The sequence below is a fragment of the Nocardiopsis coralli genome, assembly GCF_014892575.1.
In the GTDB taxonomy this organism is placed as follows: Bacteria; Actinomycetota; Actinomycetes; order Streptosporangiales; family Streptosporangiaceae; genus Nocardiopsis; species Nocardiopsis coralli.
The window spans coordinates 187296-213988 of record NZ_JADBGI010000010.1 but is presented as its reverse complement, the minus strand read 5'-3'; the positions used below and the strand labels follow the sequence as shown (position 1 = coordinate 213988).

Sequence of the window (26693 nt, the reverse complement as noted above, 5' to 3'; positions counted from 1 at the left end):
CAGACCTTCAGGGGCGCGCGCAGGCGCGTCCGGACCGCGTGGCAGCGCGCCCGGGTGGTTGGGTAACGTGTCCCGGCCGAGGGACCCGGGTGCGGGCACCACTCCCTCGTAGGGAGACAATGTTGAGGGGACGGCGATGACCAGGGGACGCAGTGTTCTCCTGCTGGCCCATACCGGTCGGCCCGCGGCGCTGCGCAGCGCCCAGCTCGTGCACGACAGCCTCACCCGTGAGGGCCTGAACGTGCGCATGCTCAAGGACGAGGTGGAGGAGCTGGCCCAGGCCGGTTTCGAGCTCACCCCGGTCGAGGCGGTGGAGGACGACGATGCCGCGCGGGGGGTCGAGCTCGTCATGGTCCTGGGCGGCGACGGAACCCTGTTGCGCGCCGCCGAGCTGGCCCGCCCCGCCGGGGCGCCGCTGCTGGGCGTGAACCTCGGGCACGTGGGGTTCCTGGCCGAGGCCGAACGCGAGGACCTCGGCGAGACCGTGCGCAGTGTGGTCGAGCGCGACTACGCCGTCGAGGAGCGCATGACGCTGGACGTGGCGGTCTTCCACAACGGCCGCAACGAGGGCACCCCGTCGGCCCGGACCTGGGCGCTCAACGATGCGACCTTGGAGAAGGGCGACGCGCGGCGGGTCCTGGAGACCATACTGGAGATCGACGGCCGTCCCCTCTCGCGCTGGGCGTGCGACGGTGTCGTGTGCGCGACCCCCACCGGTTCGACCGCGCACGCGTTCTCCGCCGGCGGCCCGGTGGTCTGGCCGGACGTGGACGCCCTCCTCGTGGTGCCGCTGAGCGCACATGCCCTGTTCGCGCGGCCTCTCGTGGTCGGTCCGCACACGCCGGTGGCCTTCGAGGTGCTGCCCGAGACGGTGCCTGGGGTGCTGTGGTGCGACGGACGGCGTATGGTCGAATTGCCCGCAGGGGCACGAATCGAGATCACCCGTGCCGATACGCCGGTCCGGTTGGCCCGGTTGCACCGGGCCCCGTTCACGGACCGACTGGTGGCCAAGTTCGGTCTGCCGGTCGCCGGATGGCGCGGCAGGGGTGAGCACGGCCGCTGACCGGGGAGCACTCCCTGGCACGCCGTGCACGCGTGTGTGTACGCGCGTGGACAGTGGCGTCGACAATCAGGAGAGGGATCGGTGCTCGAAGAAGTCCGTATCCAGGGGCTCGGGGTCATTGACGACGCCGTTCTGGAGCTGTCACCGGGGCTGACCGTGGTCACGGGTGAGACCGGCGCCGGTAAGACCATGGTGGTCACCGGGCTCGGTCTGCTCTTCGGGGGGCGTGCCGATCCGCAGCGCGTACGGCCCGGGGCCGAGCGCGCCTCCGTCGAGGGGCGCCTGACGGTTCCCGAGGACGGCCGGGTGGCCTCCCGTGTCTTCGAGGCAGGCGGCGACATCGACGACGACGTACTCATCCTGACGCGTGCGGTCTCCTCCGAGGGGCGTTCGCGGGCCACGATGGGCGGGCGTTCGGCCCCGGTCAGCCTGCTGTCCTACCTCGCCGACGACCTCGTGGCGGTGCACGGTCAGTCCGACCAACAGCGCCTGCTGCGCACCGACCGGCAGCGTTCGGCCCTGGACCGCTTCGCGGGGGAGGGGCTCGCCAAGGAGATCAAGCGCTACGCCGCGGCCTACCGGCGCCACCGGGAGCTCGCCGGGGAACTCGAGGAGATCGTCGAGCGGGCCCGCGAGCGAGCCCAGGAGGCGGACATGCTCCGGTTCGGCGTGGAGGAGATCGCCGCGGCCGAACCCCAGCCGGGTGAGGACGCCGAACTCCTGGCCGAGGAGACCCGCCTGGCCCACGCCGACGGCCTGCGCATGGCGGCCACCACCGCCCACGAGGCCCTGGCAGGCGACCCCGCCTCGGACGTGGAGGTCGACGTGGCCGCGCTGTTGTCGTCGGCCCGGAGCGCGGTCGCGGCGGTGCGCGAGCACGACGCCGAGCTCGCCGCGCTCGGCGACCGGCTGGACGAGGCGTCCTACATCCTCACCGACGCCGCCACCGAGCTGGCCTCCTACGCCGAGTCCGTCGACGCCGACCCCGCCCGCCTGGCCGAGATCCAGGAACGCCGTGCGCTGCTGACCCAATTGAGCCGCAAGTACGGCGAGACCACCGACGACGTGCTCGCGTGGTCGGAGAACGCCGCCAAGCGCCTGGCCGACCTGGACGGCGACGACGACCGCATCGAACAGCTGCGCGCGGAGACCGAGGAGCTGCACACCGCGATGTCCGAGTCGGCCCAGGAGCTGACCCGGCTGCGCGAGGAGGCCGCCGACCGGTTCGGGGACGCCGTCACCGAGGAGCTGACCGCGCTCGCGATGCCGCACGCGCGTGTCAGCGTCCGCATCACGACCGGCGAGGAGTTCGGACCGCACGGCCTCGACGAGGTCGAACTCCTGTTGGCCCCGCACCCCAGCGCCCGCCCGCTGCCCCTGAACAAGGGTGCCTCGGGCGGTGAACTCTCGCGGGTCATGCTGGCCATCGAGGTCGTCTTCGCCGGCGCCGACCCCGTGCCCACGTTCGTCTTCGACGAGGTCGACGCGGGTGTGGGCGGCAAGGCCGCGGTCGAGATCGGCCGCCGTCTGGCCCGTCTGGCCCGTCGCGCCCAGGTCATCGTGGTCACCCACCTGCCGCAGGTCGCCGCGTTCGCCGACGCGCACCTGGTGGTGGAGAAGTCCACCGAAGGGCTGGTCACCGAGAGCGGTGTGGTGCGCCTGGACCGCGACGGCCGGGTGCGGGAGCTGTCCCGGATGCTGGCCGGCCTGGAGGACTCCGAGCTGGGCCGGGCCCACGCCGAGGAGCTGCTGGGCAACGCCGACCCCGAACGGGCCCTGCCCACCGCCTGACCCCCGCCTCCCCTCCGTCACCGCCGCGTCGCGTCCGGCACGTCCGGGCGCGACGCTGTGCTGTCGTGCCTGTCGCACGGCGGGTGGGGGTTTGTCCCGAACACTCCTGCCCGTCCCATGTCATGACTCCGGGTAGTTGTGCTCTGACATCATGCGAGCGATGAACGTATCGGATGCGCTCAGCGCCACGGTCCTGCGGTTGCGCCGCACGCAGGTGGAGGCACCCGGTCGGCAGGAGGCCCCCGTCCGCGCCGACCGCCGCACCAAGAACCTGACCAAGCGTCTGCGACCCGGCGACATCGCCGTCATCGACCACGCCGACCTCGACCGCGTCAGCGCGGAGGCCCTCGTCGCCTGCGGTGTCTCGGCCGTGGTCAACGTCGCCCGCAGCATCAGCGGCCGCTACCCCAACCAGGGACCCGAGCTCATCGTGGGCGCGGGCATCCCCCTGGTCGACGACGCCGACCCCGAGGCCCTCACCCGCGTGCGCGAGGGCGAGCGCCTGCGCCTGGAGGGCGACACCCTCTACCGCGGCGACGAACCCGTCGCCCGCGGGACCGTCCAGGACCCCGTGTCGGTCGAGGCAGCCATGGCCGGCGCCCGCGCAGGGCTCTCCACCCAGCTGGAGGCCTTCGCCGCCAACACCATGGCCTACCTCCAGCGCGAGCGCGACCTGCTGCTCGACGGCATCGGCATCCCCGCCATCGACACCGGCATCGAGGGACGCCACGTCCTCATCGTGGTCCGCGGATACCACTACCGCGAGGACCTCACCGCGCTGCGCCCCTACATCCGCGAGTTCCGTCCCGTCGTCATCGCCGTCGACGGCGGGGCGGACGCCGTGCTCGAGGCCGGGCTCCGGCCCGACATCATCGTCGGCGACTTCGACTCCGTCTCGGACCGCGCGCTCTCCGGCGGCGCCGAACTGGTCGTGCACGCCTACCGCGACGGGCGCGCCCCGGGCATGGACCGCATCACCGACCTGGGCCACAAGGCGGTCGTCTTCCCGGCCACCGGCACCAGCGAGGACGTGGCCATGATGCTCGCCGACGGATCCGGCGCCGACCTCATCGTGGCGGTCGGTGCCCACGCCACCCTCGAGGAGTTCCTGGACAAGGGCCGCTCGGGGATGGCCAGCACCTTCCTGACCCGGCTCCGGGTCGGCGGCAAACTCGTCGACGCCAAGGGCGTGAGCCGCCTCTACCGTTCCCGGATCTCCCCGTGGGCGCTGACCGGGCTGGTCGCCGCGTGCCTGCTCACCATCGTGGTCGCGGCCGTCAGCTCACCCGCGGGGCAGGTCTACCTGACCTTTCTCGCCGCGCGTTGGGACACCTTCTCCTACTGGCTGACGGGGCTGCTCACGTGATCGACTTCCGCTACCACCTGGTTTCCATCATCGCGGTGTTCCTGGCGCTGACGGTGGGGCTGGCCCTGGGGTCCACCATGCTCCAGGACCCGCTGCTGGACACCCTCAAGTCCGAGACGGCCGACCTGCGCGGCCAGAGCGAGGACCTGCGCACCGAACGCGACGTCTCCGAACGGGTCGGCAACGGCGCCGACGAGATGGTCGACGCCGCCGCCGGCGACCTGCTCGAGGACCGGCTCCTGGACCTGGACGTGGTCACCGTCGCCGCCCCCGGGGCCGACGAGAACACGCTCACCTCCCTGGACCGGCGTATCGAACAGGCCGGGGGCGAAGCGGCCGGCCGGGTCGAGCTCTCCGAGAAGTTCCTGAACGAGGGCGAGGCGACCTTCCTCGACGAGCTCGCCGTGCAGGTCTCACCCGAGGCCGACGACCTCGCGGGCAGCCCCCACACCAAGGCCGGAACCGAACTCGGCCGCGCCCTGGCCTCCTCCGGCGGCGACCGGGGCTCCGACGGTGACGGGGCGGACGCCGGAGCCGAACCCGCCTCCGACGACCGGGGCAGCCACGACGCCGAGGCTGCCCTGTCGGCCTTCGACGAGGCCGAGCTCCTCACCGTCACAGGCAGCCCCGCCGAGGCCGCCGACGCGCTCGTCGTGGTCGCCCCCGGGGAGGAGACCGCCGAACAGGGCGCGGAGGGTGAGACGACCGGGGCCGCGCTCGACACACTCACCGAAGCCCTGCACGCCGAGGTCGGGCCCACCGTGCTCGCCGCAGACCCCTCCTCCGCCGACCACGGCCACATGCTCGCCCAGGTCCGCGAGGGGCAGGTGCCCTACAGCACGGTCGACGTGGCCGGCCGGGCCGTCGGCGACGTCGTCACCGTCCTGGCGCTCTCGGCCGAGGTCCAGGGCGACGGCGGATCCTTCGGGATCGGGGAGGGGACCCAGGGGTTCCTGCCCGACCCCCTGCCCGCAGCGCTGGAGGACGGCGGTGAGGTGCGCGATCTCGACGACGAGGCGCGGCGCACCGCCCGGGACGGAGGCTGAGGCCCGTGCAGGTCCTGCCCCCGCGCCCCGTCTCCCGAGCCCGCAGCCTCGGCCACGGTGTGGCCGGGGCCGTGCTGGGTGCGGTGGCCGCCCGTGCCTCCTACGCCCTGCTCACCCGCCGTGTCCCCACGGTTCGTGCGCGCCTGCGCCGCGCCCGCGCGGCATCCGGGTCGGCCGACCGCCCCGAGGCCTGGCGGCGCAGCAACTTCCGCGGCCGCACCGTCACCCTCCACGAGGGGACCGCCCTGGTCGGCGGGGTCTGCGCGGCCGCCGCGGTCTGTCCCGGCCTGACACCGCGAACCCGTGCCGCCCTCAACCTGGCCGCCACGGGTGCGGCGGCCTTCGGCGCCCACGACGACCTCGGCGGGGACGGCGGCGACCGGGGCCTGCGCGGGCACCTGGGCGCCCTGGCGCACGGACGCCTGACCACCGGGGCCGTCAAGATGCTCGGTATCGCCACCACGGGGGCGGCAGCCGCCGCTCTGCTGCGAAGGGGCCCGCTCGACACCCTCCTGGACGGGGCGCTCATCGCCGCCGGGGCCAACCTCGTCAACCTCTTCGACCTGCGCCCCGGACGCGCCACGAAAGTGGTCCTCCTCGGCGCAAGCCCTGCCCTGGCCACCTCCGCCGCGCCCCTGGTCGGCCCGGTCGTGGGGGCCTCGGCCGCCCTGCTGCCCGACGAGCTCGCCGAACGCACCATGCTTGGCGACGCCGGCGCCAACGCCCTGGGCGCCGCACTCGGTGTGGCCGCCGCGGCCCGGGGCAGCCGCCGCGCCCGCCTGAGCCTGCTGGTCGGGGCCGTGGCCCTGATCCTGGTCAGCGAACGCATCAGCTTCTCCGGTGCCATCGACCGGGTCCCGGCACTGCGCGGAATCGACCGGTGGGGCAGGTGCGCGTGAGGGGACCGCGGCGCGGCGACCGTTCCCCGGTGGCGGGGTGACACGCGACGTCGGAACGGCGGCGGTGCTGATCGCGGTGGTCACCGTCGGGGCCCGCCTGGCCGGGTTCGGGCGCACGGTCGTCTTCTCCCAGACCGTCGGCGACACCTGCCTGGGCACCGCCTACGTCACCGCCAACCAACTGCCCTCGGTCCTGTTCGAGATCGTCATCGGAGGGGCCCTGGCCGCCGTGGCCGTCCCGGTCCTGGCGGCCGCGGCACGCAGGGGCGACCACACCTACGTGTCCCGGACCGCCTCGGCGCTCGTCACCTGGGTGCTGGTGCTGTCCGTGCCCCTGTCGGCCCTCCTGGCGCTGCTGTCCCACCCGGCGATGGTGTTCATGCTCGGGGCCGGACGCGGATGCGACGCCGGTGACCTGCTGTCGGTGGCGGCCCGCATGCTCATCGTCTTCACCCCCCAGATCGTCTTCTACGGCCTCGCTGCGGTCCTTTACGGGGTGCTGCAGGCCCACGGCCGGTTCATGGGCCCGGCACTGGCCCCGCTCGTCTCCAGCCTGGTCGTCATCGGTTTCTACCTGGCCTTCGTCCCGCTGGGTTCCGGGCACCGCCAGGACCTGGCCGGACTGCCCCTGGCCGCCGAGCTCGTGCTCTCGGCCGGCACGACGGTCGGCGTCGCCGTCCTGTTCCTCACCGTCATCGGTCCCGCCTCACGCCTGCGTCTGCGGTTGCGGCCCCGGCTGGCCTTCCCGCCGGGGGCGGCCGAACGTGTGCGCGGTCTGGCCCTGGCCGCCCTGCTGCCCCTGGTCGCGATGCAGCTGTGCCTGCTGCTGTCGGTCGCGCTCGCCAACTGGGGCGGCGGCGCGGGCGCCTCGGTGCTCTACACCTACGCCTGGGCGCTGTTCACCCTGCCGTACGGGGTCATCGCCGTGCCCATCGCCACCAGCGCCTTCACCGCCCTGGCCGTGGCCGTGGCCGAGCACGACCGGACGGGTTTCACCTCCCTGGTCTCCGGCGCCGCACGGGCTTGCGTGGTGGTCACCGCGGCCGTCGGAACCGGGTTGGCGGCGGCCGCCCCGCCGATCGCCCTGGTCTTCGCCCAACAGGACCCCCTTCCTCTCGAACGGGCCCTGACCGCCTACGCGCCCGGCGTGGTCGGGTTCGGCCTCCTGGCCCTGCTCAGCCGCGCCCTGTACGCCTCGCAGCACGGCCGCCGGGCCGCCGCCGCGCAGGTGACCGGGTGGCTCGTAGTGATGGTGTGCGCCGTGGTGCTCGTGTGGGCCCTGCCGACCGGCTGGATCATCGCCGGGCTCGGAACGGCTGCCACCGTCGGCCTCAGCCTGGCCGCGGCCCTGCTGTGCGCCGGTGTGGCCGGGGCACACGGGCGCGCCGCTCTGCACGGCCTCGGACGTTCGCTGGCCGCCGCCGTGCTCGGAGGTCTCGCCGGGGGCACACTCGGCCGAGCCCTGGCCGAACGCATGGACCCCGTGGGTGTGGCCGAGGCGCTCGTGGCCGCGACGGGCAGCGGTCTGGTGGCCGTCGCGCTCTTCGCCGTGGTCGCCGCCCTGGTCGACCGCTCGGCCCTGCGCACGGTCCGGGACCGGGCCGCCACGCGCCGCCGGACGGAGCACCGGTGACCGGCGTGCCCCCACCTGCGGGTGGGCCGCGTCCGGGTAGGCAGGGTCCAGGGACCGAGAGCGCAGAGGGGGAGCGGTGAACGCCAGGATCGCGCTGGTGGTGGGAACCAGCAGTGGTGGATTGGGACGGCACGTGCGCTCGCTCGGGGTCGGGCTGGCCGCACGCGGACACCAGGTGGCTGTGGTCGGCCCGGCCGAGACCGAACGGGACATCGGCTTCACCGAGGCGGGGCTGCGTTTCTCACCCGTCCCGATCGGCCCCGACCCGGACCTGGGGGACACCGGGTCGGTCCTGCGGCTGCGGGCCCTGCTGCGCAACGCCGACATCGTGCACGCCCACGGGGTCCGCGCCGGGGCCCTGTGCGCCCTGGCCGGGGTCGGCCCCCTCGTCGTGACCGTGCACAACGCCCCGCCCGAGATCACCGGTGTGCGTACCGCGATCCACCCGCTCCTGGAACGCATCGTCGCCCGCCGCGCCGACGTGTGCCTCGGTGTCTCCGGCGACCTCGTCGAACGGCTCAGCGCAGCCGGGGCCCGGGACGCCCGCCCTGCGGTCGTGGCCGCCCCGCACGTCGGCAAACCCCTCAACGGGCGCGAGCACACCCGCGCCGACCTCGCCGTCCTGCCCGAACGGCCGCTCGTGCTGACCATCGGCCGCCTCGTCGAACAGAAGGGCCTGGACACCCTGCTGGCCGCGGCGCCCGCCCTCGCCGACCGGGTCCCCGACCCCGTCATCGCCATCGCCGGCGACGGGCCCCTGTGGGGGAGCCTGCACGACACCGCCGCCGAGATCGACGCCGACGTACGGATGCTCGGACACCGCACCGACGTGGCCGACCTCCTCGCCGCCGCCGACGTGTTCTGCCTCACCAGCCGGTGGGAAGGGCCCTCCCTGGTCATCATGGAGGCGCTGCGGGCCGGGCTCCCGGTGGTCTCCACCCGGGTGGGCGGCATCCCCGACCTGTACGCCGGCACCGTCCTGCTCGTGCCCCCGGGCGAACCGGAGGCCTTCGCCGCCGCCGTGGGGCGGGTCCTGGACGACGACCGCCTCCGCGCCGACCTGCGCACACGTTCCCGTGAGGCCGCCGAGGCCCTGCCCACCGAGGAGGACGCCGTGGAGGCCGCGCTCGGCGTCTACGCGGGCGTCGCGCGTTGGTGACGCCGGTGTGGCCCGGTGGAGCGACGGATGCCACCCCGGCCGCGACTTCCTCAGAGAGGGATTTGATGGCATGCTTGGGGTCGGCCAACGGTCAATGCCCTGCGTGGGCTGCACCGTGGCCGCATTTTTTGACGCGAGGGGAGTATCCCTACCGCGGCGGCGCCGTCATCACGGAGCACAAGGACGTGTTCCCGGTTCCGCCGGTCCGAGCCCTGCGGGCACGGGCGGGAGAGACCTCCGGCTGTTCGTCGTGCGTGCACAACGCTCGCGCGCACTCAGACCGGAGGAGTAGACGTCCGTGAACGTTCCCCTGTGGGTATGGATCGCCACCATCGGCGCGATGGTCGCGATCCTGGTCCTTGACCTCATCATCGTCGACCACCCCTGGAGCAAGAAGAAGGGCCCGAGCGAGTTCGGGACCCGCCAGGCAGCGTGGTGGGCGGCCTTCTACATCGCCATCGCGGTGGTCTTCGGGCTCGGTGTCATGTACTTCGGCGGGACGACCGCCGGCGCGGAGTATTTCGCCGGGTTCGTCACCGAGAAGAGCCTGAGCATCGACAACCTGTTCGTGTTCTACCTGCTCATCAGCGCGTTCGCCGTGCCCCGCAGGTACCAGCACGAGGTCCTGCTCGTCGGCATCGTCATAGCGATCGTGATGCGCGGCTTCTTCATCATCCTGGGCGCCCAGGTCATCAACGCCTGGAGCGAGGTCTTCTACCTCTTCGGCATCCTGCTCATCTGGACCGCGTACAAGATCGTGCGCGACCACGTGAAGGGCGAGGAGGACCAGAAGGACTTCACGCAGAACCCGGTCGTGCGCGGCATCAAGCGCTTCTGGCCGGTGACGCAGGACTACCACGGCGCGAAGATGACCGTGAAGATCGACGGGACCCGCTACATCACCCCGATGCTGCTCGTGATCGTCGCGATCGGCGTGATCGACCTGGTCTTCGCGGTGGACTCGATCCCGGCGATCTTCGGCCTGACCCAGGACGCCTACATCGTCTTCACCGCCAACGCCTTCGCCCTCATGGGCCTGCGTCAGCTGTACTTCCTGCTGGCGGGGCTCATGGACCGCCTGGCCTACATCAGTTGGGGCCTGTCGGCGATCATGCTGTTCATCGGTGTGAAGATGATCCTGCACGCGCTCCACGAGAACGGGGTGCACGTGCCCGAGGTCGGCATCGGCCTGTCCCTGACCGTGATCCTCGGCGTCATGACGGTCACCGTCGTGGGCAGCCTCGTCAAGACCCGTATCGACAAGCGTCGCGAGGAGGAGCTGGAGAGCTCCGAAGCCTCCTCCGACCGTTCCTGAGTCCACTGGGCGTCGCGGATCCCACGCGGCGCCCCGTGTCCTTCGGCTGAATTCGAACGGGTGTTCGTCTATAGTGGCGGTACTCCTCGCGGTGACGCGGTGGGGGTGCCGCCACTTCCCGTTCGGGAAGAAAGCGTCGTCCCCCGTCGTTAGTCTGGTCGGACGGACCACAGGCGCGTCACCCTCCATCCGCCCGCACGGCGACCGGACCGATACCAGCGGTCGCGCGGGCGCCTCACGGGGCAGTTCGACCGCCGTGCCGCCATGCCACACGGGCCGGCCGTCGCCGCGGCGAGCCCGCCTCCCGTGCGCTCAAGCCGAAGGATGTCTCACTCGATGGTCGAACAAAACCTGGTCGTCCAGGGAGCCCGCGAGCACAACCTCAAGGACGTCTCGCTGGAGCTGCCGCGCGACTCCATGATCGTGTTCACCGGCCTGTCCGGTTCGGGCAAGTCCTCCCTGGCCTTCGACACGATCTTCGCCGAGGGACAACGGCGCTACGTCGAGTCCCTGTCGGCCTACGCCCGGCAGTTCCTGGGCCAGATGGACAAGCCCGACGTCGATTTCATCGAGGGGCTCTCCCCGGCGGTCTCCATCGACCAGAAGTCGACCAGCCGCAACCCCCGGTCGACCGTCGGCACCATCACCGAGGTCTACGACTACCTGCGCCTGCTGTGGGCGCGCGTGGGCACCCCGCACTGCCCCGAGTGCCGGCGTGAGATCGCGCGGCAGAGCCCGCAGCAGATCGTCGACCGGGTCCTCGACATGGCCGAGGGAACCCGGTTCCAGGTCCTGGCGCCGGTCGTGCGCGGCCGCAAGGGCGAGTACCTGGAGCTGTTCAAGGACCTACAGACCAAGGGCTTCACCCGCGCCGTCGTCGACGGGCAGGCCGTGCGCCTGGACGAGGCGCCCAAACTCGGCCGCTACGACAAGCACGACATCTCCGTGGTCGTGGACCGCCTCTCGGTCAAGCCCTCCTCGCGCGGGCGCCTCAACGACTCCGTGGAGACGGCGCTCAAGCTCGCCGGCGGCACCATCGTGCTCGACTTCGTGGACGTGGCCGAGGGTGACCCCGACCGCGAGAAGGTCTTCTCCGAGCACCTGTACTGCCCCTACGACGACCTGTCCTTCGAGCAGCTCGAGCCGCGTTCGTTCTCCTTCAACGCCCCCTACGGCGCCTGCCCCGACTGCTCCGGTCTGGGCACACGCATGGAGGTCGACCCCGACCTGCTGGTGCCCGACCCGGCCAAGTCGCTGTCCGAGGGCGCCATCGCGCCGTGGGCGAGCGGTCCCAACACCGGGTACTGGGAGCGCATCCTGCAGGCGGTCGCCGACGCGCTCGGCGTCACCATGGACACCCCCTGGGAGGACCTGCCCCGCAAGGCGCGCAAGGCGCTGCTGGAGGGCCACAACACCCAGGTGCACGTCAGTTACCGCAACCGCTTCGGGCGCACACGTTCGTACTACACCGACTACGAGGGCGTCATCCCGTGGGTGCGGCGCCGCCACTCCGAGACCGAGAGCGAGTTCAGCCGCGACCGGCTCGAGGGGTACATGCGCACCGTGCCCTGCCCGACCTGTGAGGGCACGCGCCTCAAGCCGGTCGTGCTCGCGGTGACGGTGGGCGGCAAGTCCATCGCCGAGGTCGCGCAGATGTCGCTGTCCGACAGCGCGAAGTTCCTGCGCGAGCTCGAGCTGTCCGACCGGGACATGGTCATCGCCGCCCAGGTCCTCAAGGAGATCAACGCCCGGCTCGGGTTCCTGCTCGACGTCGGCCTGGACTACCTCGACCTCGCGCGGGCGGCCGGATCGCTCTCGGGCGGCGAGGCACAGCGCATCCGCCTGGCCACCCAGATCGGTTCCGGGCTGGTCGGTGTGCTCTACGTGCTCGACGAGCCCTCCATCGGCCTGCACCAGCGCGACAACAACCGGCTGCTGGAGACCCTGCAGCGGCTGCGCGACATCGGCAACACCCTCATCGTGGTCGAGCACGACGAGGACACCATCCGCGCCTCCGACTGGGTCGTCGACATCGGACCGGGCGCGGGCGAGCACGGCGGGCACGTCGTGGTGTCCGGGAAGGTGCCCGATCTGCTGGAGGCGACCGACTCGCTGACCGGCGACTACCTCACCGGACGGCGTTCCATCGGGGTCCCCGCGGTGCGGCGGCCGGTCACCAAGGGCAACGAGCTCGTGGTCAAGGGCGCCCGCGAGCACAACCTCGAGGGCATCGACGTCACCTTCCCGCTGGGTGTGTTCACCGCGGTGACCGGGGTGTCCGGTTCCGGAAAGTCCACGCTGGTCAACGAGATCCTGTACAAGGCCCTGGCCAAGGAGTTGCAGGGTGCGCGCGACGTGCCCGGCCGCCACCTGCGGGTGAACGGGACCGGCAAGGTCGACAAGGTCGTGCACGTGGACCAGAGCCCGATCGGGCGCACGCCGCGGTCGAACCCGGCCACCTACTCGGGCGTCTTCGACCACATCCGCAAGCTGTTCGCGCAGACCACCGACGCCAAGACCCGCGGGTACCAGCCCGGACGGTTCTCCTTCAACGTCAAGGGCGGACGGTGCGAGGCCTGCTCCGGCGACGGCACGCTCAAGATCGAGATGCAGTTCCTGCCCGACGTCCACGTGCCCTGCGAGGTCTGCCACGGCGCCCGGTACAACCGGGAGACCCTCGAGGTGCGCTACAAGGGCAAGAACATCTCCGAGGTGCTGGAGATGCCCATCACCGAGGCGCTGGAGTTCTTCGAGCACATCGGGGCGATCCGCCGCCACCTGCAGACCCTGGACGACGTCGGCCTGGGCTACGTGCGCCTGGGCCAGCCGGCCACGACCCTGTCCGGCGGTGAGGCCCAGCGCGTCAAGCTCGCCGCCGAGCTGCAGCGGCGTTCCACCGGCAGCACCGTCTACGTGCTGGACGAGCCGACCACGGGGCTGCACTTCGAGGACATCCGCAAGCTCCTGAGCGTGCTGGACCGGCTCACCGACAGCGGGAACACCGTCATCGTCATCGAGCACAACCTCGACGTCATCAAGACCGCCGACCACATCATCGACATGGGGCCCGAGGGCGGCTCCGGCGGTGGCCAGGTGATGGCCGAGGGCACCCCGGAGGAGGTCGCGGCCGTGGCCGAGTCCTACACCGGGCAGTACCTCGCCAAGGTGCTCTGACCCTTGTCCGCCTGCGACCCCCGCGGCCCCGGCCGCGGGGGTCGACCCGTGGTGGGCCCCATGGCAGGTCGCATCGGTAGAGTCGGTGCGACAGGCCTTGCCCCGCACCGCCCCACGGCCCCGACCGGAGGTCGCCCCCGACCATGAACGTCCCTCCACCGGAACAGAACCGGCCCACCGGAGGACAGCAGCCGCCCCCGTGGAACGCTCCGCACGGCGAGGCGGGCGGACACCGCTACGGCCTCGCCCCCTGGCACCACCGTCTGATGGCGCGCGGCGTGGACCTGGCCGCGGTCGGGCTGCCCGCCCTTCTGCTCGCGCTCGTGGCGTCCCTGGCCTGGGTCGGGACCCAGATGGTCTTCGGCGGATCCAGCCGGCACCTGGACGAGCGCTTCCCGGTGCTGCTGGTGGTGGTCTTCTTCCTGCTCTACACCGGGTACGAGGTCGCGGCCCTGTACCGGCGCCAGCAGACCTACGGCCGGGCGCGCATGGGTCTGCGCCTGGCCCCGGTCGCTGCTGCCGGGCGCCTGGGCCCGTTGCCGTTGGCCGCGGTCATGGTGCGTTCCGCGCTGCCGGTGCTGCCCGTGTTGTTCCTGGTGATGCCGGTGTGGGTGTGGCTGCTGTGCCTGACGGCGGTCGCCTTCCTGTGCGGCGGGGTGGCCGCCTGGGACCGCCCGAACCGGCAGGGCGTGCACGACAAGATCGCCGGAACCGTCGTCCTGGACGTGTCCGCGCCCGTGCGGCCCGAGTGAGGGCACCGAGCCCTGCACCCGAGGGAGCCGCACGCGCGCTGTGAAGACCCTGGCGCCGGTCAGTACCCGGCGGGTGAGGCGGCGAAGTGCTGCTTGGCGCCCGACGAGAACATCAGGCCCGCGGTCACCAGGAGGAAGACGGCCGAGATGATCGCATCGAGGGCGAACGCCGGGGTGGTGACCATCATGACCAGGAGGGCCGCGGCCGCGACCGTGTTGACCCCGATCACCGCCGTCCGGGCCGACGGGGAGGACTTGCCCACGAGCACGGCCAGGACGACCGCTGCGGCACCCACCACGAGCATGGACAGGGCGCCGAGGTAGATCGACCACTCGGGCGGCGGCTCCTCGCCCAGAAGTTCGGCGGCCTGTTCGGGGTCACCGACGACAGCGCCGAAGAGGGAGAACGTACCCATCACGAGGTGGTACGCGGCGATCAGGATGAGCAGGACGAGCGTCGCGACTACGATTCCGGGCTTGGGCTTGGTCGCCATGTGGGTTCCTCGGTGTTGGGGGCGTTTCGCGGTGGTCCTAACCCCTGGCCCCGAGTTCAAGCGCGTTCCGGGTGCCACCCCACGGGCGCCGGCGTGGCCCCGGTGGTCGGATGTTTGGCTCCCGGCTTCCTGCCCCACCGCGCCGACCAGCCACGAAACGGAGGAACCCCCTCCCCGGCGACGCCGTGGGGAGGGGGTCCGAAGGCCTGGCCAATAGTGGCCATGTGGCAACTGTTGCCCGTGCGAGAGTGGTGTTCCGTCCTCAGGCCGGGGCGCTCGCCCGCTCGAGCCCGTCGAAGTGCGCGAGCATCCGGTCGCGGTCGGGGACCAGCCCGGTGATGAGCCCGAACGCCTCGGCCGCCTGGTGGACCGCCATCCCCTTCCCGCTGAGCACCCGGCACCCGCGCTCGCGCGCCGCGGCCAGCAGCTCGGTCTCCAACGGCCGGTAGACCACGTCGGCCACCCACAACGACGGGCGCAGCAACTCCGTCGGCAGGGGCGTGCCAGGGTGGTGGGCCATCCCGACGGGGCTGGCGTTGACCAACCCGTCCGAGGCCCGCACGGTGTCGGCCACCTGCGCTACGGGTACCGCGCGGCACACCCGGTCGGGGAAGAGCCCGCGCAGGTTCGCGGCCAGGAGCTCCGCCCGTTCGAAGTCGGGATCGGAGACGGCCAACTCACCGGTGCCCGCACGCATCAGCGCGTACCCGACCGCCGAGCCGGCCCCGCCGGTGCCGAGCAGGAGCACACGGTCCTTCGGGGCGCCGGGCAGCCCGGCCTCCAAGGACCGTGCGAACGCCGACCAGTCGGTGTTGTGGCCCTGCACCCCGGCCTCGCCGAAGACCACCGTGTTCACCGCGCCCAACGCCTCCGCGTCGGGCGTCAGGCCGTCCAGGTGGCGCAGGGCCAGCTGTTTGCAGGGATGGGTGATGTTGAGGCCGTCGAACCCGAGGCGCCGGGCCGAGCGCATCAGCGCGCCCACGTCCCCGGGCTCGGCGCCCAGTTCGTCGATGTCGAGCGTGCGGTACTCCAGGGACCGCCCCAGCTCGGCGGCCTCCCGCTCGTGCATGGGCGGCGTCAGGGAGGGCCCGATGCCCGAGCCGATGAGGCCGAGCAGGAACGCGACACCCTCGGGGCGTGCGGACAGCGGATCGCTCACGAGTCACGCTCCGCACGGTGCAGGGCCATCCGCACGGGGGTGTTGCGGGCGCCGAAACCCTCGTACCCGGCGCCGCGCTGCACCACCTCGAAGAACAGGCGGCCGTCCAGGAGCGGCGTGTAACAGTGCCAGAACTCCGCGCCGGTCCCCGGATCGCGGTCGTACAGCACCCCGTGCGCACGCATGCGCTCCACCGTCGCCGGGGCCAGGTCGGTGCGTGCGGCCAGGTCGGCGTAGTAGTTGTCCGGAACACGCAGGGGCGGGCGCCCGTGCGCGCGCATGGCCTCGGCCACGGCGAAGACGTCCTCGCACCCCAGCGCGATGTGCTGGGCACCCCCAGCCGCGCGTGTGTGCTCACCGAAGCCCAGGACCGACACGTTCAGCGCGATCCGCAGCCCCGACGCCCGGTGCACCAGCGCCCGGCTGCGTACGAGACCGTCCGGGGCCGCCAGGTCGGTGCTCTCCGACGGGCTCAGACCCAGCACCGAACGGTAGAACAGCGCGGCCTCGTCGAACTGGTCGAACGGCTGGTGCAGCCCGATGTGGTCGATCCCGGTCAGCCGGGGGCCGGCCTCGTCCCGAGGGTGGTGCACCGCGGGCGCGGAGAAGTCGTCGAGCCAGGCCTGATCGCCCGGTCCCGCGTCGGGGCAGAAGAACACGGCCGTGCCGTCGGGGGCGGCGACCGCGTGCAGGTCGGTCTCGGCCGGGTCCCGCCGCCGGGGCAGGGGCGGTGCCGACAGCGCACCCGCGCGTTCCAGGGCCCGGTCGGGGCGGTCGGTGTCCAACCCGACCGCGGTGATCGCCGCGGCCCGGTCCCAGGTGTGGCCGAGCCGGGGGTCGGTGGCGTTGAGCAGGATCCGGGTCCCGCCGTGTTCCCACAGCTCGACCGGTTTGGACCGGTGGTCGCGGGTGTGCGTGAACCCGAGCGCCTCCAGCACCGCGCGGGCCTCGGCGGTGGCCGAGGTGTCCGCGGCGACCTCCACGAACGCGAACCGGCGCGGCGGGACCGGGTCCGGCAGGCGCACCAGCTGTTCCGGGGCCCCGTCGCCGTTCTCCTCGCGCCGCCGCAGTACCGCGTCCTCCAGCAACGCGAGCGAACGGTGTGCGTCCGCCGCGGTCCGTCCGGTGTCGGCGGCCCGGAAGACGTCGTTGAAGACCTCCAGCGACAGCGGACCGTCGTACCCGGCCGCGAGCACGTGGTCGGTGAACGCGGCCAGGTCGAAGTCGCCCTGCCCGGGGAAGCACCGGTGGTGGCGGCTCCACTGCAGCACGTCCATCGCCATCCTGGGTGCGTCGGCAAGCTGCAGGAAGAAGATCTTGTCGCCCGGGACGTCCCGGATGCCCGCCGGATCGTCGCCGCGCGAGAGCACGTGGAAACTGTCCAGGCACACCCCGAGCCCGGGGTGATCGGCCCGGCGCACCAGGTCCCACGTGTGCCCGTACGTGGACACGTGCGTGCCCCACGCCAGCGCCTCGTAGGCGATGCGCACCCCGTACGGGCGCGCGGCCTCGGCCAACCGGTACAGCTGCTCGGCGACCAGCGCGTCGTCGTCGATCGCGTCGGGGGCGGTGTTGGAGCACACCAGGAGGGTGTCGGCCCCCAGCTCCACCATCAGCGCGAACTTGGCCTCCGCCCGGCGCAGGTCGGCGGCCAGCTGTTCCTCGGTGACCCCGCCGAAGTCACGGAAGGGCTGGTAGAGGTCGATGCCCAGGCCCAGCGACGAGGCCAGGGCCCGGATCTCCCGCGGCGCGAGCGGCGAGGCGACCAGATCGTTCTCGAAGATCTCGACGCCGTCGAACCCCGCGCGTGCGGCGGCCCGGAGCTTTTCTTCCAGGGTCCCGCTCAGCGAGACCGTGGCGATGGAACGCCTCATTCATTCTCCGTATGTTCGGGCGAGTGATCGGAGCCGGGGTGCGGCTCCTGCTGTTCGAACTCGAGGAAGGATTCGTAGAGCGCGAGCCGGTCACCCTCCAACGTCTCCAGGAAGTACTCCTGGGCCTGGGATCTGAAGGCCTCCACGTCGACATCGTCGACGACCTCGATGGGACCGTCCGGTCCCCACGAGTCCAGGACCTCGCGGTCGGATTCCTCGATGCAGGCACGGTTCTCCTCCCGCACCTGCGAGACGCTGTCCTGCAGGACCTCGTGCTGTTCTTCGTTCAGCTGGTCCCACGTCTGGCCGGACACCACGATCATCTGTGAGCCGACCTGGTGCGCGGTCATGCTGATATGGCTCTGGACCTCCGAGAAGTTGTCGGCGTCGACGGTGGTCACAGGGTTCTCCTGGCCGTCCGCCGTGCCTTGTTGCAGAGCCAGGTAGACCTCTTCGAACGCGACGGTGGTGGCCGTGGCACCCAGCGCCTCGGCGTTGGCCAGGTAGATCGGCGACTCGGCGAACCGCATGCGCAGCCCTTCCATGTCGGAAGGGGTTCGCAAGGGCTGGTTCGCCGTGAAGTGGCGGTCGCCGAAGTACCACAGGTCCAGGATTTTCGCCCCGGTCTCTTGCTCGAAGTCGTTCTTGACCGGTTCTGCCGCCGCGGAGTCGAAGAACGAGAACAGGTGGTCGACGTCCTCGAACGCATATGCGGCATCGAAGACCTCGATGGGTTCGTACGAGGAACCCAGGGCCGCGGAGCCCTGCACGTCGAGGTCGATGTCGCCGCTCATGACCGAGGCGAACGATTCCGTGTTGTCGCCGAGTTGGCTTCCGGGGAAGGTGTCGATGGCGAGGCCGACGTCGGCCTCCTCGACACGTTCTGCGACGCGGTCGATGCCGCACCGCGTGTGCGGGTGGTCCGCGCTGTAGGAGTTGGTGAACGTGAGGGTGGTGACCCCGGTGTCCTCGTCGGCGGAGCAACCGGCGAGGACGAGCGCGGCCGCGGGGACGAGCGCGCACCAGCGCACGTGGCTCTTCACGATGGTCCTCCTCGGGACGATCGGCGGTGTGGGCTACAACCCCAGGAGCCCGGGCAGGAACAGAACCAGTTCCGGGGCCACGGTGAGCAGGGCGAGCACGATCAGCAGGGGGATCAGGAACGGGGCGGTACCGCGGAAGACCTCGTACATGGGTGACCGTGTGGCCGACCCGAGGACGAACAGCACACCTCCGAGGGGCGGCGTCAGAAGGCCGATCATCAGGTTGACGATGGTGATGATGCCGAAGTGCACGGGGTCGATGCCGAACTCCAGCGCAACGGGCAGCAGCACCGGGACGGTGATGACGAGCGCTGCGATCGGCTCCAGGACGGTTCCGACGAGGATCAAGCAGATGTTGACCAGGATGAGGAAAACGACCGCATTGTCGGTGAATCCCAGCAGGAAAGCTGCGATGTCCTGGGGAATCTGCTCCCGGGCCAGCACCCACCCGAGAAGCCCTGAAGCAGCCAGGATGATCGCGATCGACGCTGCCGTCGTGGCGGTTTCGGTGGCGATCCTGCCGAGGGAACGCAGGGTGAGTCTCCGGTAGCAGAAACCCAGGATCAGGACGTAGGCGGTACCCACGGCGGCCGCTTCGGTCGGGGTGAACAGACCGCTGAGGATGCCGCCGAGCAGAATGACCGGGGCTCCCAAGGGGCCCAGGACCCGGATCAGGGCCGTGCGCAGTTCGCCCCTGGAAGCACGTTCGCCGGACAGTTCCGGGCGGCGCCATGTCCATACGAGCACGCTGAGGGTCAGTCCGGCTGCGATGAGGAAGGCGGGAACCACGGCCGCGGCGAACAACGCGGCCGTGGAGACCGCGCCGACGCCGGCGTAGACGATGGCCGGGATGCTCGGGGGCATCACCGGGCTGATGAGGCTGGACGCGGCGGTGAGACCGAGCGAGAACCGCCGGGGGTACCCGCGCTCGACCATGGAGGGAACCAGCATCTTGCCCATGCCGGCCACATCCGCGAGCGCGCTTCCGCTCATCCACGAAAAGCCCACGCTCACGCCGATGTTGACGTAAGCGAGGTTGCCTCGCACGCGGCCGAGCAGGGTCTGCGCGAAGGTGAAGATGCGCTCGGCGATGCCGGTGTGGTTGGCGACCACCCCCAGCATGATGAACAGGGGAACGGCCAGCAGGGGGAAGCTGTCGATCTCCTGCGCAGCCGTTCGCAGGCTCAACCCGATGGAGTGGTCGGTGAGCAGGATGTAGGCCGTGGTGGGGCCGAGGATCGCGAACGCGACCGGCACGCGCAGCAGTAGGAGGACGAGGATCCCCCCGATCACCAGAGCGGCGTTCATCGGGTGGCCTCCTCACTGAGCGGGTCGGAATCACTGGTCGGGGCGGGTGGGGCTGACAGGAACGTGTTGGCCACGGACCGGGCGACCGCCAGCGCCATCCCGAGCATGGGGATGGCATGGACCCAGGTGACGGGGATCCCGAGAGCGGGGGTCGCCTGTGGTGACGAACCGAAGACCATTGCGGCTCCCTCGACGGTCAGTGCCGCACCGATCGCCGCCACGACGAGGTTCGATCCCACCCAGACGACGCGCATCAGCCGTGGCCCGGCGAACATGTCGAAGAGCTTGAGGGTGACGTGCTCGTCCCGCCCGGCCAGGTATCCGACCAGGGAGAACGCGAGCCACACCAGGCCGAGTCGGGCGAGTTCGCCGGTCCAGACCCAGTCGGCGACCGGCAGGTGCCGCTGGAACGCCTGGACCAGCATGAGGGCGAGGATCATCAGCAGGAGGAGAGCGCCGGTGGCCAGTTCGGCCCTCTCCAGCCACCGCACCGGTGCGGGCCGTGGTGGCGTTGCCGCGGGGGACGCGGGGTTCGGGGGTGGGGACATCCCAGGCTCCAGTCCGGGGGAGGGGTGTGCGCCGGCGCCGTCCCAGGTGGGACGGGGGAAGAGTCGCCGGATGTGACGTGTTCGTGAACCCTAGGTTTCCGATTCCGGACATGGCAAGCGATTGCCAAGAGTTGTCACTCCTGGTGCAATGAGCCCCGTTCCAGGAGTAATCGGACGAGGGGCGGGGGTCATGGGCTCACCGAAGCGCACCACCATCTACGACGTCGCCCGGGAGGCGGGTGTGGCGGCCTCGACGGTCTCCCGGGCGTTCAGCAACCCCCGGCGGGTCAACGCCGTCACTCGCGGGCACGTGCACGCGGCGGCCGAACGCCTCGGCTACCGGCCCAGCCCTCTGGCCTCGGCGTTGCAGTCGGGCCGGACCGCCACCATCGCGATGCTGGTCCCCGACATCACCAACCCGCACTTCTTCGGTGCGATCCGCGGCGCCGAGGGGCGGGCGCGCCAGGCCGACCTCACCTTCATCCTGAGCAACACCGAGGAGTCCGCGGCCAAGGAGCAGGACCAGATCGAGCGGCTGTCGCGCTCGGTCGACGGTTTTGTGCTCGCCGCGAGCCGCCTGCCCGGCGGCGCCGTGGCCGACCTGGCGCGCGACCACAACCTCGCCCTCGTCAACCGGGAGGTCGAGGGCATCCCCAGCGCGGTCGTCGACAACGACTCGGGCAGCGGGCAGATCGTCGACCACCTGGCCTCGCTCGGACACCGCTCCCTGGTCTACCTCTCCGGGCCGGAGCAGTCGTGGTCGGCCGGACGGCGGTGGAACGCGCTCCGGTCCGCCGCCTCCGAGCACGGCATGGCCGCCGAGCGCCTGGGACCGTTCCCGCCCATGACCGACGCCGGCGGTGCCGCCGCCGACGCCGCCCTGGCCCGGGACGCCACGGCGCTGGTCGCGCACAACGACCTGCTCGCCATCGGTGTGCTCAAGCGCCTGGCGGAACGGGGTGTGGCCGTCCCCGAGGAGGCCAGTGTGGTCGGCTACGACGACATCTTCGGCGCCGACCTCTGTGTGCCGGCGCTGACCACCCTGGCCGGCCCCGGCGACCGCGCGGGCCGGGCCGCGGTGGAGCTCCTGCTGCGCGGGGGCTCCCGGTCGGGCACGCTCACCGATCCGCACCGTGTGGTGCTTCCCTCGCACTTGGTGATCCGCGAGTCGACCGGACCGGCCCCGGTCACGGGGCACTCCCGGCGTCTACTACATTGAGTAGTCGTAGATTTCGGCGCAGGTGAGGAGCGTTCTGACGTGGCCGGTGAGAAGGCGTGCGGGTGCGCGATGGGCAGGCGCGGCCTGTTCGGCGCAGCGGGAACGGTCGCGGCCGTGGGCGCGGTGAGCGCGTGCGGGGGTGAACCGCCGCCACCCCAGGAGGTGCGCCGCGGGCACGTGGTCGGCAGCACCGACGACGTTCCCGAGGGCGGGGGAGCGGTCTTCAGTCACAGCAAGCTCGTGGTGACCCAGCCCGAGGAGGGCGAGTTCAAGGCCTTCAGCGCGGCCTGCACCCACGGCGGCTGCACGGTCCAGGAGGTCCAGGACGAGCTCATCCACTGCCTGTGCCACGGCAGCAAGTTCGACTACACCTCCGGTGAACCCGTCCAGGGTCCGGCGAAGGACCCCCTCGAGGCGTTCACCGTGACCATCGAGGGCAACGACATCGTGCTCGATTAGGGCCCGTAGGTCCCGGCCGGAGGGCCCACGGGATGGAACGACGAAACGGGGCGCCCGGAACCGAGAGTTCCGGGCGCCCCGTCACGTTTGCGGGGGAACGGGGTTCAGGCCTCTCCGGGGTCGCCGCCCTCGGGGGAACCGTTCCGCTCGTGCGCCACGGCGCCGGCGCCGGCCCCGACACGGCGGAACGCCGAGGTGGGGTACTGCGAGGCGTAACCGGACTCCTCGGAGGAGTCGGCAACGAACTCCGTGCGCTTGCGCGGCAGGGACTTGGGGTAGTTCTCGGCCAGCCACGCGATCATGTGCTCGCGGATCTCGCAGGCGATGAACCACTGGGTGTCGGTGTGGGACGCGGTGGCCACCACACGCACCTGGATCTCTCCGGTCTCGGCGATGTCCACGATCTGGCAGGACCAGCTCCGGCCGTCCCAGTGGTTGCTGGCGGTGATGATGCGGCCGGCCTCTTCGCGCATCTCCGCGATCGGCACCTCCCAGTCGAGCGGGAACTGCACCTTCGCTGTGATGTTGGTGCCCTGCTTGGTCCAGTTCTCGAAGCTGGTGGTGGTGAAGTTGGCGACCGGGACCACGAGGCGGCGCTCGTCCCAGATCTTGATGGTGACGTTGACCAGGCTGAGCTCCTCGACCCGGCCCCACTCACCCTCGACCACGACCACGTCGCCAATGCGCAGGGCGTCGCTGAAGGCGAGCTGGAGCCCGGCGAAGAGGTTGCCGAGCGTGGACTGGGCGGCCACACCGGCGACGATGCCCAGTACACCGGCCGAGGCCAGGAGCCCGGCCCCGAGCGCCTGGATCTCGTCGAAGGTGAAGAGGATCGCTGAAACGGCCAGGGTGACGATGATGGAGGTGATGACCCGGCGCAGCAGCCGCACCTGCGTCTGCAGGCGGCGCGCGCGGCGGTCGGCGTCGCTGTTGCTGAGGTCCAGACGCGCCAGGATCGAGTCGGTGAAAGCGTAGGCGAGGGTGATGCCGAACGCGGTCAGGGCCGCGATCATCAGGATGACCATCACGTGATCGATGGTCTGGTAGGTCGCCCACCCCACGTCCTGGACGCTCGGCAGGCCGAGGTTGGCGCCGACCACGGCACCGGCGGTGTAGGCGGTCACCTTGGTCCGGGCCACGATGAAGTCGGCCAGGTTCCACACCTTGGCGAGCTTGTGCCTGAGCACCCAGTGTGCGGCCGCCACCAGGAGGACGGCGACCGCGATGGATACGCCGAGCGTGATCCACTTAGCCATGTCCACGACGAATGGCCCCCTTGTGTCGTTCATGTCGGGCTGTTCCTGTGTACCCGACCAAACTAGAGCATCCAGATACTCAATCGTGACGTTTGTGCGATCGGCCGTTGGTGAAAGGGGGTGCATCCCGGGCCCTCGCGCGGCTCCCGTCCCGGTGGGGGAGCGTGGAAACGGTTCCGGAGCGGTCACGTCACTGTGACGTCTGCGGCACCGGTGGCCGTATGTCGTGGGGACCGACCAGAATGGGGGGTATGGCTGCGACTCCTCACCTGCGTCCCGCCCCCGGAAGCATCCCGACCTCGCCGGGGGTCTACCGGTTCAGGGACGCATCGAACCACGTGATCTACGTGGGCAAGGCCAAGAACCTGCGCTCGCGGCTGTCCTCCTACTTCCGCGACTTCGCCGGGCTGCACCCGCGCACCCAGCAGATGGTCTCCACCGCCGACGACGTCGACTGGACCGTGGTCGGCACCGAGGTCGAGGCGCTCCAGCTCGAGTACTCCTGGATCAAGCAGTACGACCCGCGCTTCAACGTCAAGTACCGCGACGACAAGAGCTACCCCTACCTCGCGGTCACCCTCGGCGAGGAGGTCCCGCGCGTGCAGGTCATGCGCGGCGCCAAGCGCAAGGGCGTGCGCTACTTCGGCCCCTACTCCCACGCCTGGGCCATCCGCGAGACCGTCGACCTGCTCCTGCGCGTCTTTCCCGTGCGCACCTGTTCGGCGGGCGTCTTCCGGGGCGCGCGCAGCAGCGGCCGCCCCTGTCTGCTCGGTTACATCGGCAAGTGCGTCGCCCCCTGCGTGGGACGCACCAGCCCCGAGGAGCACCGCCGCCTCGTCGACGACTTCTGCTCCTTCCTCGCCGGCGACACCGGCCGTTTCATCCGCGAACTCGAGCAACAGATGGGTGATGCCGCCCAGGAGATGGAGTACGAGCGCGCCGCCCGCCTGCGCGACGACATCGCCGCCCTGCGCGCCGCCCTCGAGAAGCAGGCGGTCGTGCTGCCCGACTCCACCGACTGCGACGTCATCGCCATGGCCGAGGACCAGCTCGAGGCGGCCGTGCAGATCTTCTACGTGCGCGGCGGACGCATCAGGGGCCGGCGGGGTTACGTCGTCGACCGCGTCACCGACGCCGGGACCGACGAACTCATGGAGACCCTCCTGGGCCAGCTCTACGGCGACGGGGAGAGCAGCGCCGGCGACTCCGTCGAGGACGAACCCGGAACGGTGGTGCCGCGCGAGGTGCTGGTCTCGCACGAACCCTCGGACCGCAGCGCCCTGGGGGACTGGCTCTCGCAGCGCCGCGGTTCCAACGTCGACCTGCGCGTCCCCCAGCGTGGCGACAAGAAGTCGCTCATGGAGACCGTGCAGAAGAACGCCGGCGAGGCCCTGGCCCGGCACAAGACCCACCGCGCCGGCGACCTGAGCACCCGCAGCCGCGCCCTCAACGAGATCCAGGAGGCCCTGGACCTGCCCGAGGCGCCCCTGCGCATCGAGTGCTACGACATCTCCAACCTCCAGGGCGACCACGTGGTGGCCTCCATGGTGGTCTTCGAGGACGGGCTGGCCCGCAAGTCCGAGTACCGGCGCTTCCAGGTGCGCGGCGGCGGACAGAACGACGTCGCCGCCATGCACGAGGTCATCACCCGCCGGTTCAAGCGCTACCTCGAGGAGAGCGCCCGCAGCGGAGAGGTCGCCCGCATGGGTGAGACCGGCGACCACGGGGGACACCAGGGCGAGGACGAGCCGGCGCCGGGCAAGTTCGCCTACCCGCCCAACCTCGTGGTGGTCGACGGGGCCCGCCCCCAGGCCGAGGCCGCCCGGCGCGCACTGGAGGAGCTCGGCATCGAGGACATCGCGGTGTGCGGGCTGGCCAAGCGCCTGGAGGAGGTCTGGCTGCCCGACGACGAGGACCCGGTGATCCTGCCGCGCACCGGGGAGGGGCTGTACATGCTGCAGCGGGTCCGCGACGAGGCGCACCGCTTCGCGATCCGCTACCACCGGCAGAAACGCGCCAAGGCGCTCACCGGCAGCAGTCTGGACGAGCTCGCCGGGCTGGGCCCCTCGCGCAGGGCGGCCCTGATCAAGGAGTTCGGTTCGGTGCGCAAACTGTCCGGGGCCACACCGGAGGAGATCGCGAAGGTGCCGGGCATCGGCCCGAAGATGGCCGAGACCGTGCACGACCACCTGGCCGGTGGCGGCAAGGCGAAGACGGACGAGAGCAACGACGGGGGAGGAGACGCATGACGGTCGAACTGGGTGGGGAACTGCCGCCGGAGGTGGTGGTCGTCACCGGGATGTCCGGGGCCGGGCGCAGCACGGCGGCACGCGCCCTGGAGGACCTGGACTGGTTCGTGGTGGACAACCTGCCGCCCGGACTGCTGCCCACCATGATCGAGCTGGCGGGGCGCACCCACGGGGCGGTCCCGCGGGTGGCCGTGGTCGTCGACGTGCGCTCGCTCGCCTTCACCGAGGACCTCCTCTCCACCGTGGAGGAGCTGCGCAAGCGCGACATCGTGGCCCGGGTCCTCTACCTGGAGGCCAGTGACGAGGCGCTCGTGCGGCGCTTCGAGGGCGTGCGGCGTCCCCACCCACTGCAGGGGGACGGCCGCCTGACGGAGGGCATCGCCCGCGAACGCGAGACCCTGCGCGCGGTGCGCGGCGAGGCCGACCTGGTCATCGACACCTCCCAGCTCAACGTGCACCAGCTCAAGGCCCGGGTCATCGGGTTCTTCGGTGAGAGCGACGAGTCCCGCCCCCGCGCCAACGTGGTCTCCTTCGGGTTCAAGCACGGCCTGCCCGTCGACGCCGACCTGGTGCTGGACTGCCGTTTCCTCCCCAACCCCCACTGGATCCCCGAGCTCAGACCCATGAACGGGCGCGACGAGCCGGTGCGCGACTACGTGCTGTCCCAGGACGGCGCGAAGGAGATGCTGGAGGCCTACACCGAGGTCCTCAAGCTCACCACCACCGGTTACCAGCGCGAGGGCAAGCACTACATGACCTTGGCCGTGGGCTGTACGGGCGGTAAGCACCGCAGCGTGGCCATGGCGGAGCAGCTGGCCGACCGCCTGCGGGGCCAGGGGGTCGAGGTGAACGTGGTCCACAGGGACGTGGGCCGGGAGTAGGATCC

The 26693-nt window shown here is 71.3% G+C and carries 21 protein-coding genes; 14 read left to right on the top strand and 7 right to left on the bottom strand.

Annotated elements, in window-relative coordinates:
* Positions 1-136 precede the first annotated feature (136 nt).
* The 10 genes from IDM40_RS13705 to IDM40_RS13660 all read left to right on the top strand — a co-directional run bounded on the left by IDM40_RS13705 (position 137) and on the right by IDM40_RS13660 (position 14198).
* Complete coding sequence (locus IDM40_RS13705) at positions 137-1063, top strand: NAD kinase (protein WP_193122380.1); 927 nt, start codon at positions 137-139, stop codon at positions 1061-1063.
* Between the two features lie 81 nt (positions 1064-1144).
* Positions 1145-2854 (top strand): DNA repair protein RecN, encoded by a 1710-nt coding sequence (gene recN / locus IDM40_RS13700; RefSeq protein ID WP_193122379.1) that lies wholly within the window; start codon positions 1145-1147, stop codon positions 2852-2854.
* A gap of 160 nt (positions 2855-3014) precedes the next feature.
* Positions 3015-4220: a putative cytokinetic ring protein SteA gene (gene steA / locus IDM40_RS13695; protein ID WP_193122378.1), complete on the top strand. Its 1206-nt coding sequence runs from the start codon at positions 3015-3017 to the stop codon at positions 4218-4220.
* Positions 4217-5266 (top strand): copper transporter, encoded by a 1050-nt coding sequence (locus IDM40_RS13690; protein WP_193122377.1) that lies wholly within the window; start codon positions 4217-4219, stop codon positions 5264-5266. The genes steA and IDM40_RS13690 overlap by 4 nt, the downstream gene beginning before the upstream one ends.
* Positions 5263-6165, top strand: coding sequence for a hypothetical protein (locus IDM40_RS13685; protein ID WP_407939969.1), 903 nt, complete (start codon positions 5263-5265; stop codon positions 6163-6165). Before IDM40_RS13690 ends, IDM40_RS13685 begins: the two co-directional genes overlap by 4 nt.
* A gap of 37 nt (positions 6166-6202) precedes the next feature.
* Positions 6203-7798 (top strand): murein biosynthesis integral membrane protein MurJ, encoded by a 1596-nt coding sequence (gene murJ, locus IDM40_RS13680; RefSeq protein ID WP_193122376.1) that lies wholly within the window; start codon positions 6203-6205, stop codon positions 7796-7798.
* Positions 7799-7874: 76 nt separating this feature from the next.
* Positions 7875-8957 carry a glycosyltransferase family 4 protein gene (locus IDM40_RS13675; protein ID WP_193122375.1) on the top strand — a complete coding sequence of 361 codons (1083 nt, stop codon included), beginning with the start codon at positions 7875-7877 and terminating at the stop codon, positions 8955-8957.
* A 298-nt stretch (positions 8958-9255) separates the two neighbouring features.
* Positions 9256-10272, top strand: a complete 1017-nt coding sequence (locus IDM40_RS13670) for a TerC family protein (RefSeq protein ID WP_193122374.1) — start codon at positions 9256-9258, stop codon at positions 10270-10272.
* A gap of 336 nt (positions 10273-10608) precedes the next feature.
* Positions 10609-13446 (top strand): excinuclease ABC subunit UvrA, encoded by a 2838-nt coding sequence (uvrA, locus tag IDM40_RS13665; RefSeq protein WP_193122373.1) that lies wholly within the window; start codon positions 10609-10611, stop codon positions 13444-13446.
* 143 nt (positions 13447-13589) lie between these two features.
* Positions 13590-14198 (top strand): RDD family protein, encoded by a 609-nt coding sequence (locus tag IDM40_RS13660; RefSeq protein ID WP_193122372.1) that lies wholly within the window; start codon positions 13590-13592, stop codon positions 14196-14198.
* Positions 14199-14257: 59 nt separating this feature from the next.
* Here IDM40_RS13660 and IDM40_RS13655 read toward each other — a convergent pair whose 3' ends face one another.
* The 6 genes from IDM40_RS13655 to IDM40_RS13630 form a co-directional block, all read right to left on the bottom strand.
* Entirely contained in the window at positions 14258-14692 is a 435-nt protein-coding gene (locus IDM40_RS13655; RefSeq protein ID WP_193122371.1) for a hypothetical protein, read from the bottom strand.
* A gap of 262 nt (positions 14693-14954) precedes the next feature.
* Complete coding sequence (locus IDM40_RS13650; RefSeq protein WP_193122370.1) at positions 14955-15851, bottom strand: shikimate dehydrogenase; 897 nt, start codon at positions 15849-15851, stop codon at positions 14955-14957.
* Entirely contained in the window at positions 15848-17725 is a 1878-nt protein-coding gene (locus tag IDM40_RS13645) for a bifunctional sugar phosphate isomerase/epimerase/4-hydroxyphenylpyruvate dioxygenase family protein (RefSeq protein ID WP_193122369.1), read from the bottom strand. The genes IDM40_RS13650 and IDM40_RS13645 overlap by 4 nt, the downstream gene beginning before the upstream one ends.
* The gene (locus IDM40_RS13640; RefSeq protein WP_193122368.1) at positions 17722-18768 is read right to left on the bottom strand and encodes a DctP family TRAP transporter solute-binding subunit; all 1047 of its coding nucleotides are present in this window, start codon (positions 18766-18768) and stop codon (positions 17722-17724) included. The genes IDM40_RS13645 and IDM40_RS13640 overlap by 4 nt, the downstream gene beginning before the upstream one ends.
* Positions 18769-18801: 33 nt before the next feature.
* On the bottom strand, positions 18802-20076 hold the full coding sequence (locus tag IDM40_RS13635) for a TRAP transporter large permease (RefSeq protein WP_193122367.1): 1275 nt from the start codon (positions 20074-20076) through the stop codon (positions 18802-18804).
* Complete coding sequence (locus tag IDM40_RS13630; RefSeq protein WP_193122366.1) at positions 20073-20624, bottom strand: TRAP transporter small permease; 552 nt, start codon at positions 20622-20624, stop codon at positions 20073-20075. The genes IDM40_RS13635 and IDM40_RS13630 overlap by 4 nt, the downstream gene beginning before the upstream one ends.
* A 190-nt stretch (positions 20625-20814) precedes the next feature.
* Here IDM40_RS13630 and IDM40_RS13625 point away from each other — a divergent pair, with 190 nt between their 5' ends.
* Entirely contained in the window at positions 20815-21843 is a 1029-nt protein-coding gene (locus IDM40_RS13625; RefSeq protein ID WP_193122365.1) for a LacI family DNA-binding transcriptional regulator, read from the top strand.
* Between the two features lie 69 nt (positions 21844-21912).
* Positions 21913-22302, top strand: coding sequence for a Rieske (2Fe-2S) protein (locus IDM40_RS13620; protein WP_193122401.1), 390 nt, complete (start codon positions 21913-21915; stop codon positions 22300-22302).
* Between the two features lie 104 nt (positions 22303-22406).
* Here IDM40_RS13620 and IDM40_RS13615 read toward each other — a convergent pair whose 3' ends face one another.
* A complete protein-coding gene (locus tag IDM40_RS13615) occupies positions 22407-23558 on the bottom strand; it encodes a mechanosensitive ion channel family protein (RefSeq protein WP_216630769.1) in 1152 nt (383 codons plus the stop codon).
* Between the two features lie 251 nt (positions 23559-23809).
* On the opposite strand from IDM40_RS13615, the gene uvrC reads away from it, so the two are divergent.
* Together uvrC and rapZ are read left to right on the top strand one after the other, a co-directional pair.
* Positions 23810-25807: an excinuclease ABC subunit UvrC gene (gene uvrC / locus IDM40_RS13610; protein WP_193122364.1), complete on the top strand. Its 1998-nt coding sequence runs from the start codon at positions 23810-23812 to the stop codon at positions 25805-25807.
* A complete protein-coding gene (rapZ, locus tag IDM40_RS13605) occupies positions 25804-26688 on the top strand; it encodes an RNase adapter RapZ (protein WP_193122363.1) in 885 nt (294 codons plus the stop codon). The genes uvrC and rapZ overlap by 4 nt, the downstream gene beginning before the upstream one ends.
* The last annotated feature ends 5 nt before the right edge of the window (positions 26689-26693 follow it).

Excerpts from the sequence above, each read along its gene's own strand:
- IDM40_RS13705 (WP_193122380.1), top strand. The coding sequence starts at position 137 with ATGACCAGGGGACGCAGTGTTCTCCTGCTGGCCCATACCGGTCGGCCC.
- steA (WP_193122378.1), top strand. The coding sequence starts at position 3,015 with ATGAACGTATCGGATGCGCTCAGCGCCACGGTCCTGCGGTTGCGCCGC.
- uvrA (WP_193122373.1), top strand. The coding sequence starts at position 10,609 with ATGGTCGAACAAAACCTGGTCGTCCAGGGAGCCCGCGAGCACAACCTC.
- IDM40_RS13660 (WP_193122372.1), top strand. The coding sequence starts at position 13,590 with ATGAACGTCCCTCCACCGGAACAGAACCGGCCCACCGGAGGACAGCAG.
- IDM40_RS13655 (WP_193122371.1), bottom strand. The coding sequence starts at position 14,692 with ATGGCGACCAAGCCCAAGCCCGGAATCGTAGTCGCGACGCTCGTCCTG.
- IDM40_RS13645 (WP_193122369.1), bottom strand. The coding sequence starts at position 17,725 with ATGAGGCGTTCCATCGCCACGGTCTCGCTGAGCGGGACCCTGGAAGAA.
- IDM40_RS13635 (WP_193122367.1), bottom strand. The coding sequence starts at position 20,076 with ATGAACGCCGCTCTGGTGATCGGGGGGATCCTCGTCCTCCTACTGCTG.
- IDM40_RS13630 (WP_193122366.1), bottom strand. The coding sequence starts at position 20,624 with ATGTCCCCACCCCCGAACCCCGCGTCCCCCGCGGCAACGCCACCACGG.
- IDM40_RS13625 (WP_193122365.1), top strand. The coding sequence starts at position 20,815 with ATGGGCTCACCGAAGCGCACCACCATCTACGACGTCGCCCGGGAGGCG.
- IDM40_RS13620 (WP_193122401.1), top strand. The coding sequence starts at position 21,913 with ATGGGCAGGCGCGGCCTGTTCGGCGCAGCGGGAACGGTCGCGGCCGTG.
- IDM40_RS13615 (WP_216630769.1), bottom strand. The coding sequence starts at position 23,558 with ATGGCTAAGTGGATCACGCTCGGCGTATCCATCGCGGTCGCCGTCCTC.
- uvrC (WP_193122364.1), top strand. The coding sequence starts at position 23,810 with ATGGCTGCGACTCCTCACCTGCGTCCCGCCCCCGGAAGCATCCCGACC.
- rapZ (WP_193122363.1), top strand. The coding sequence starts at position 25,804 with ATGACGGTCGAACTGGGTGGGGAACTGCCGCCGGAGGTGGTGGTCGTC.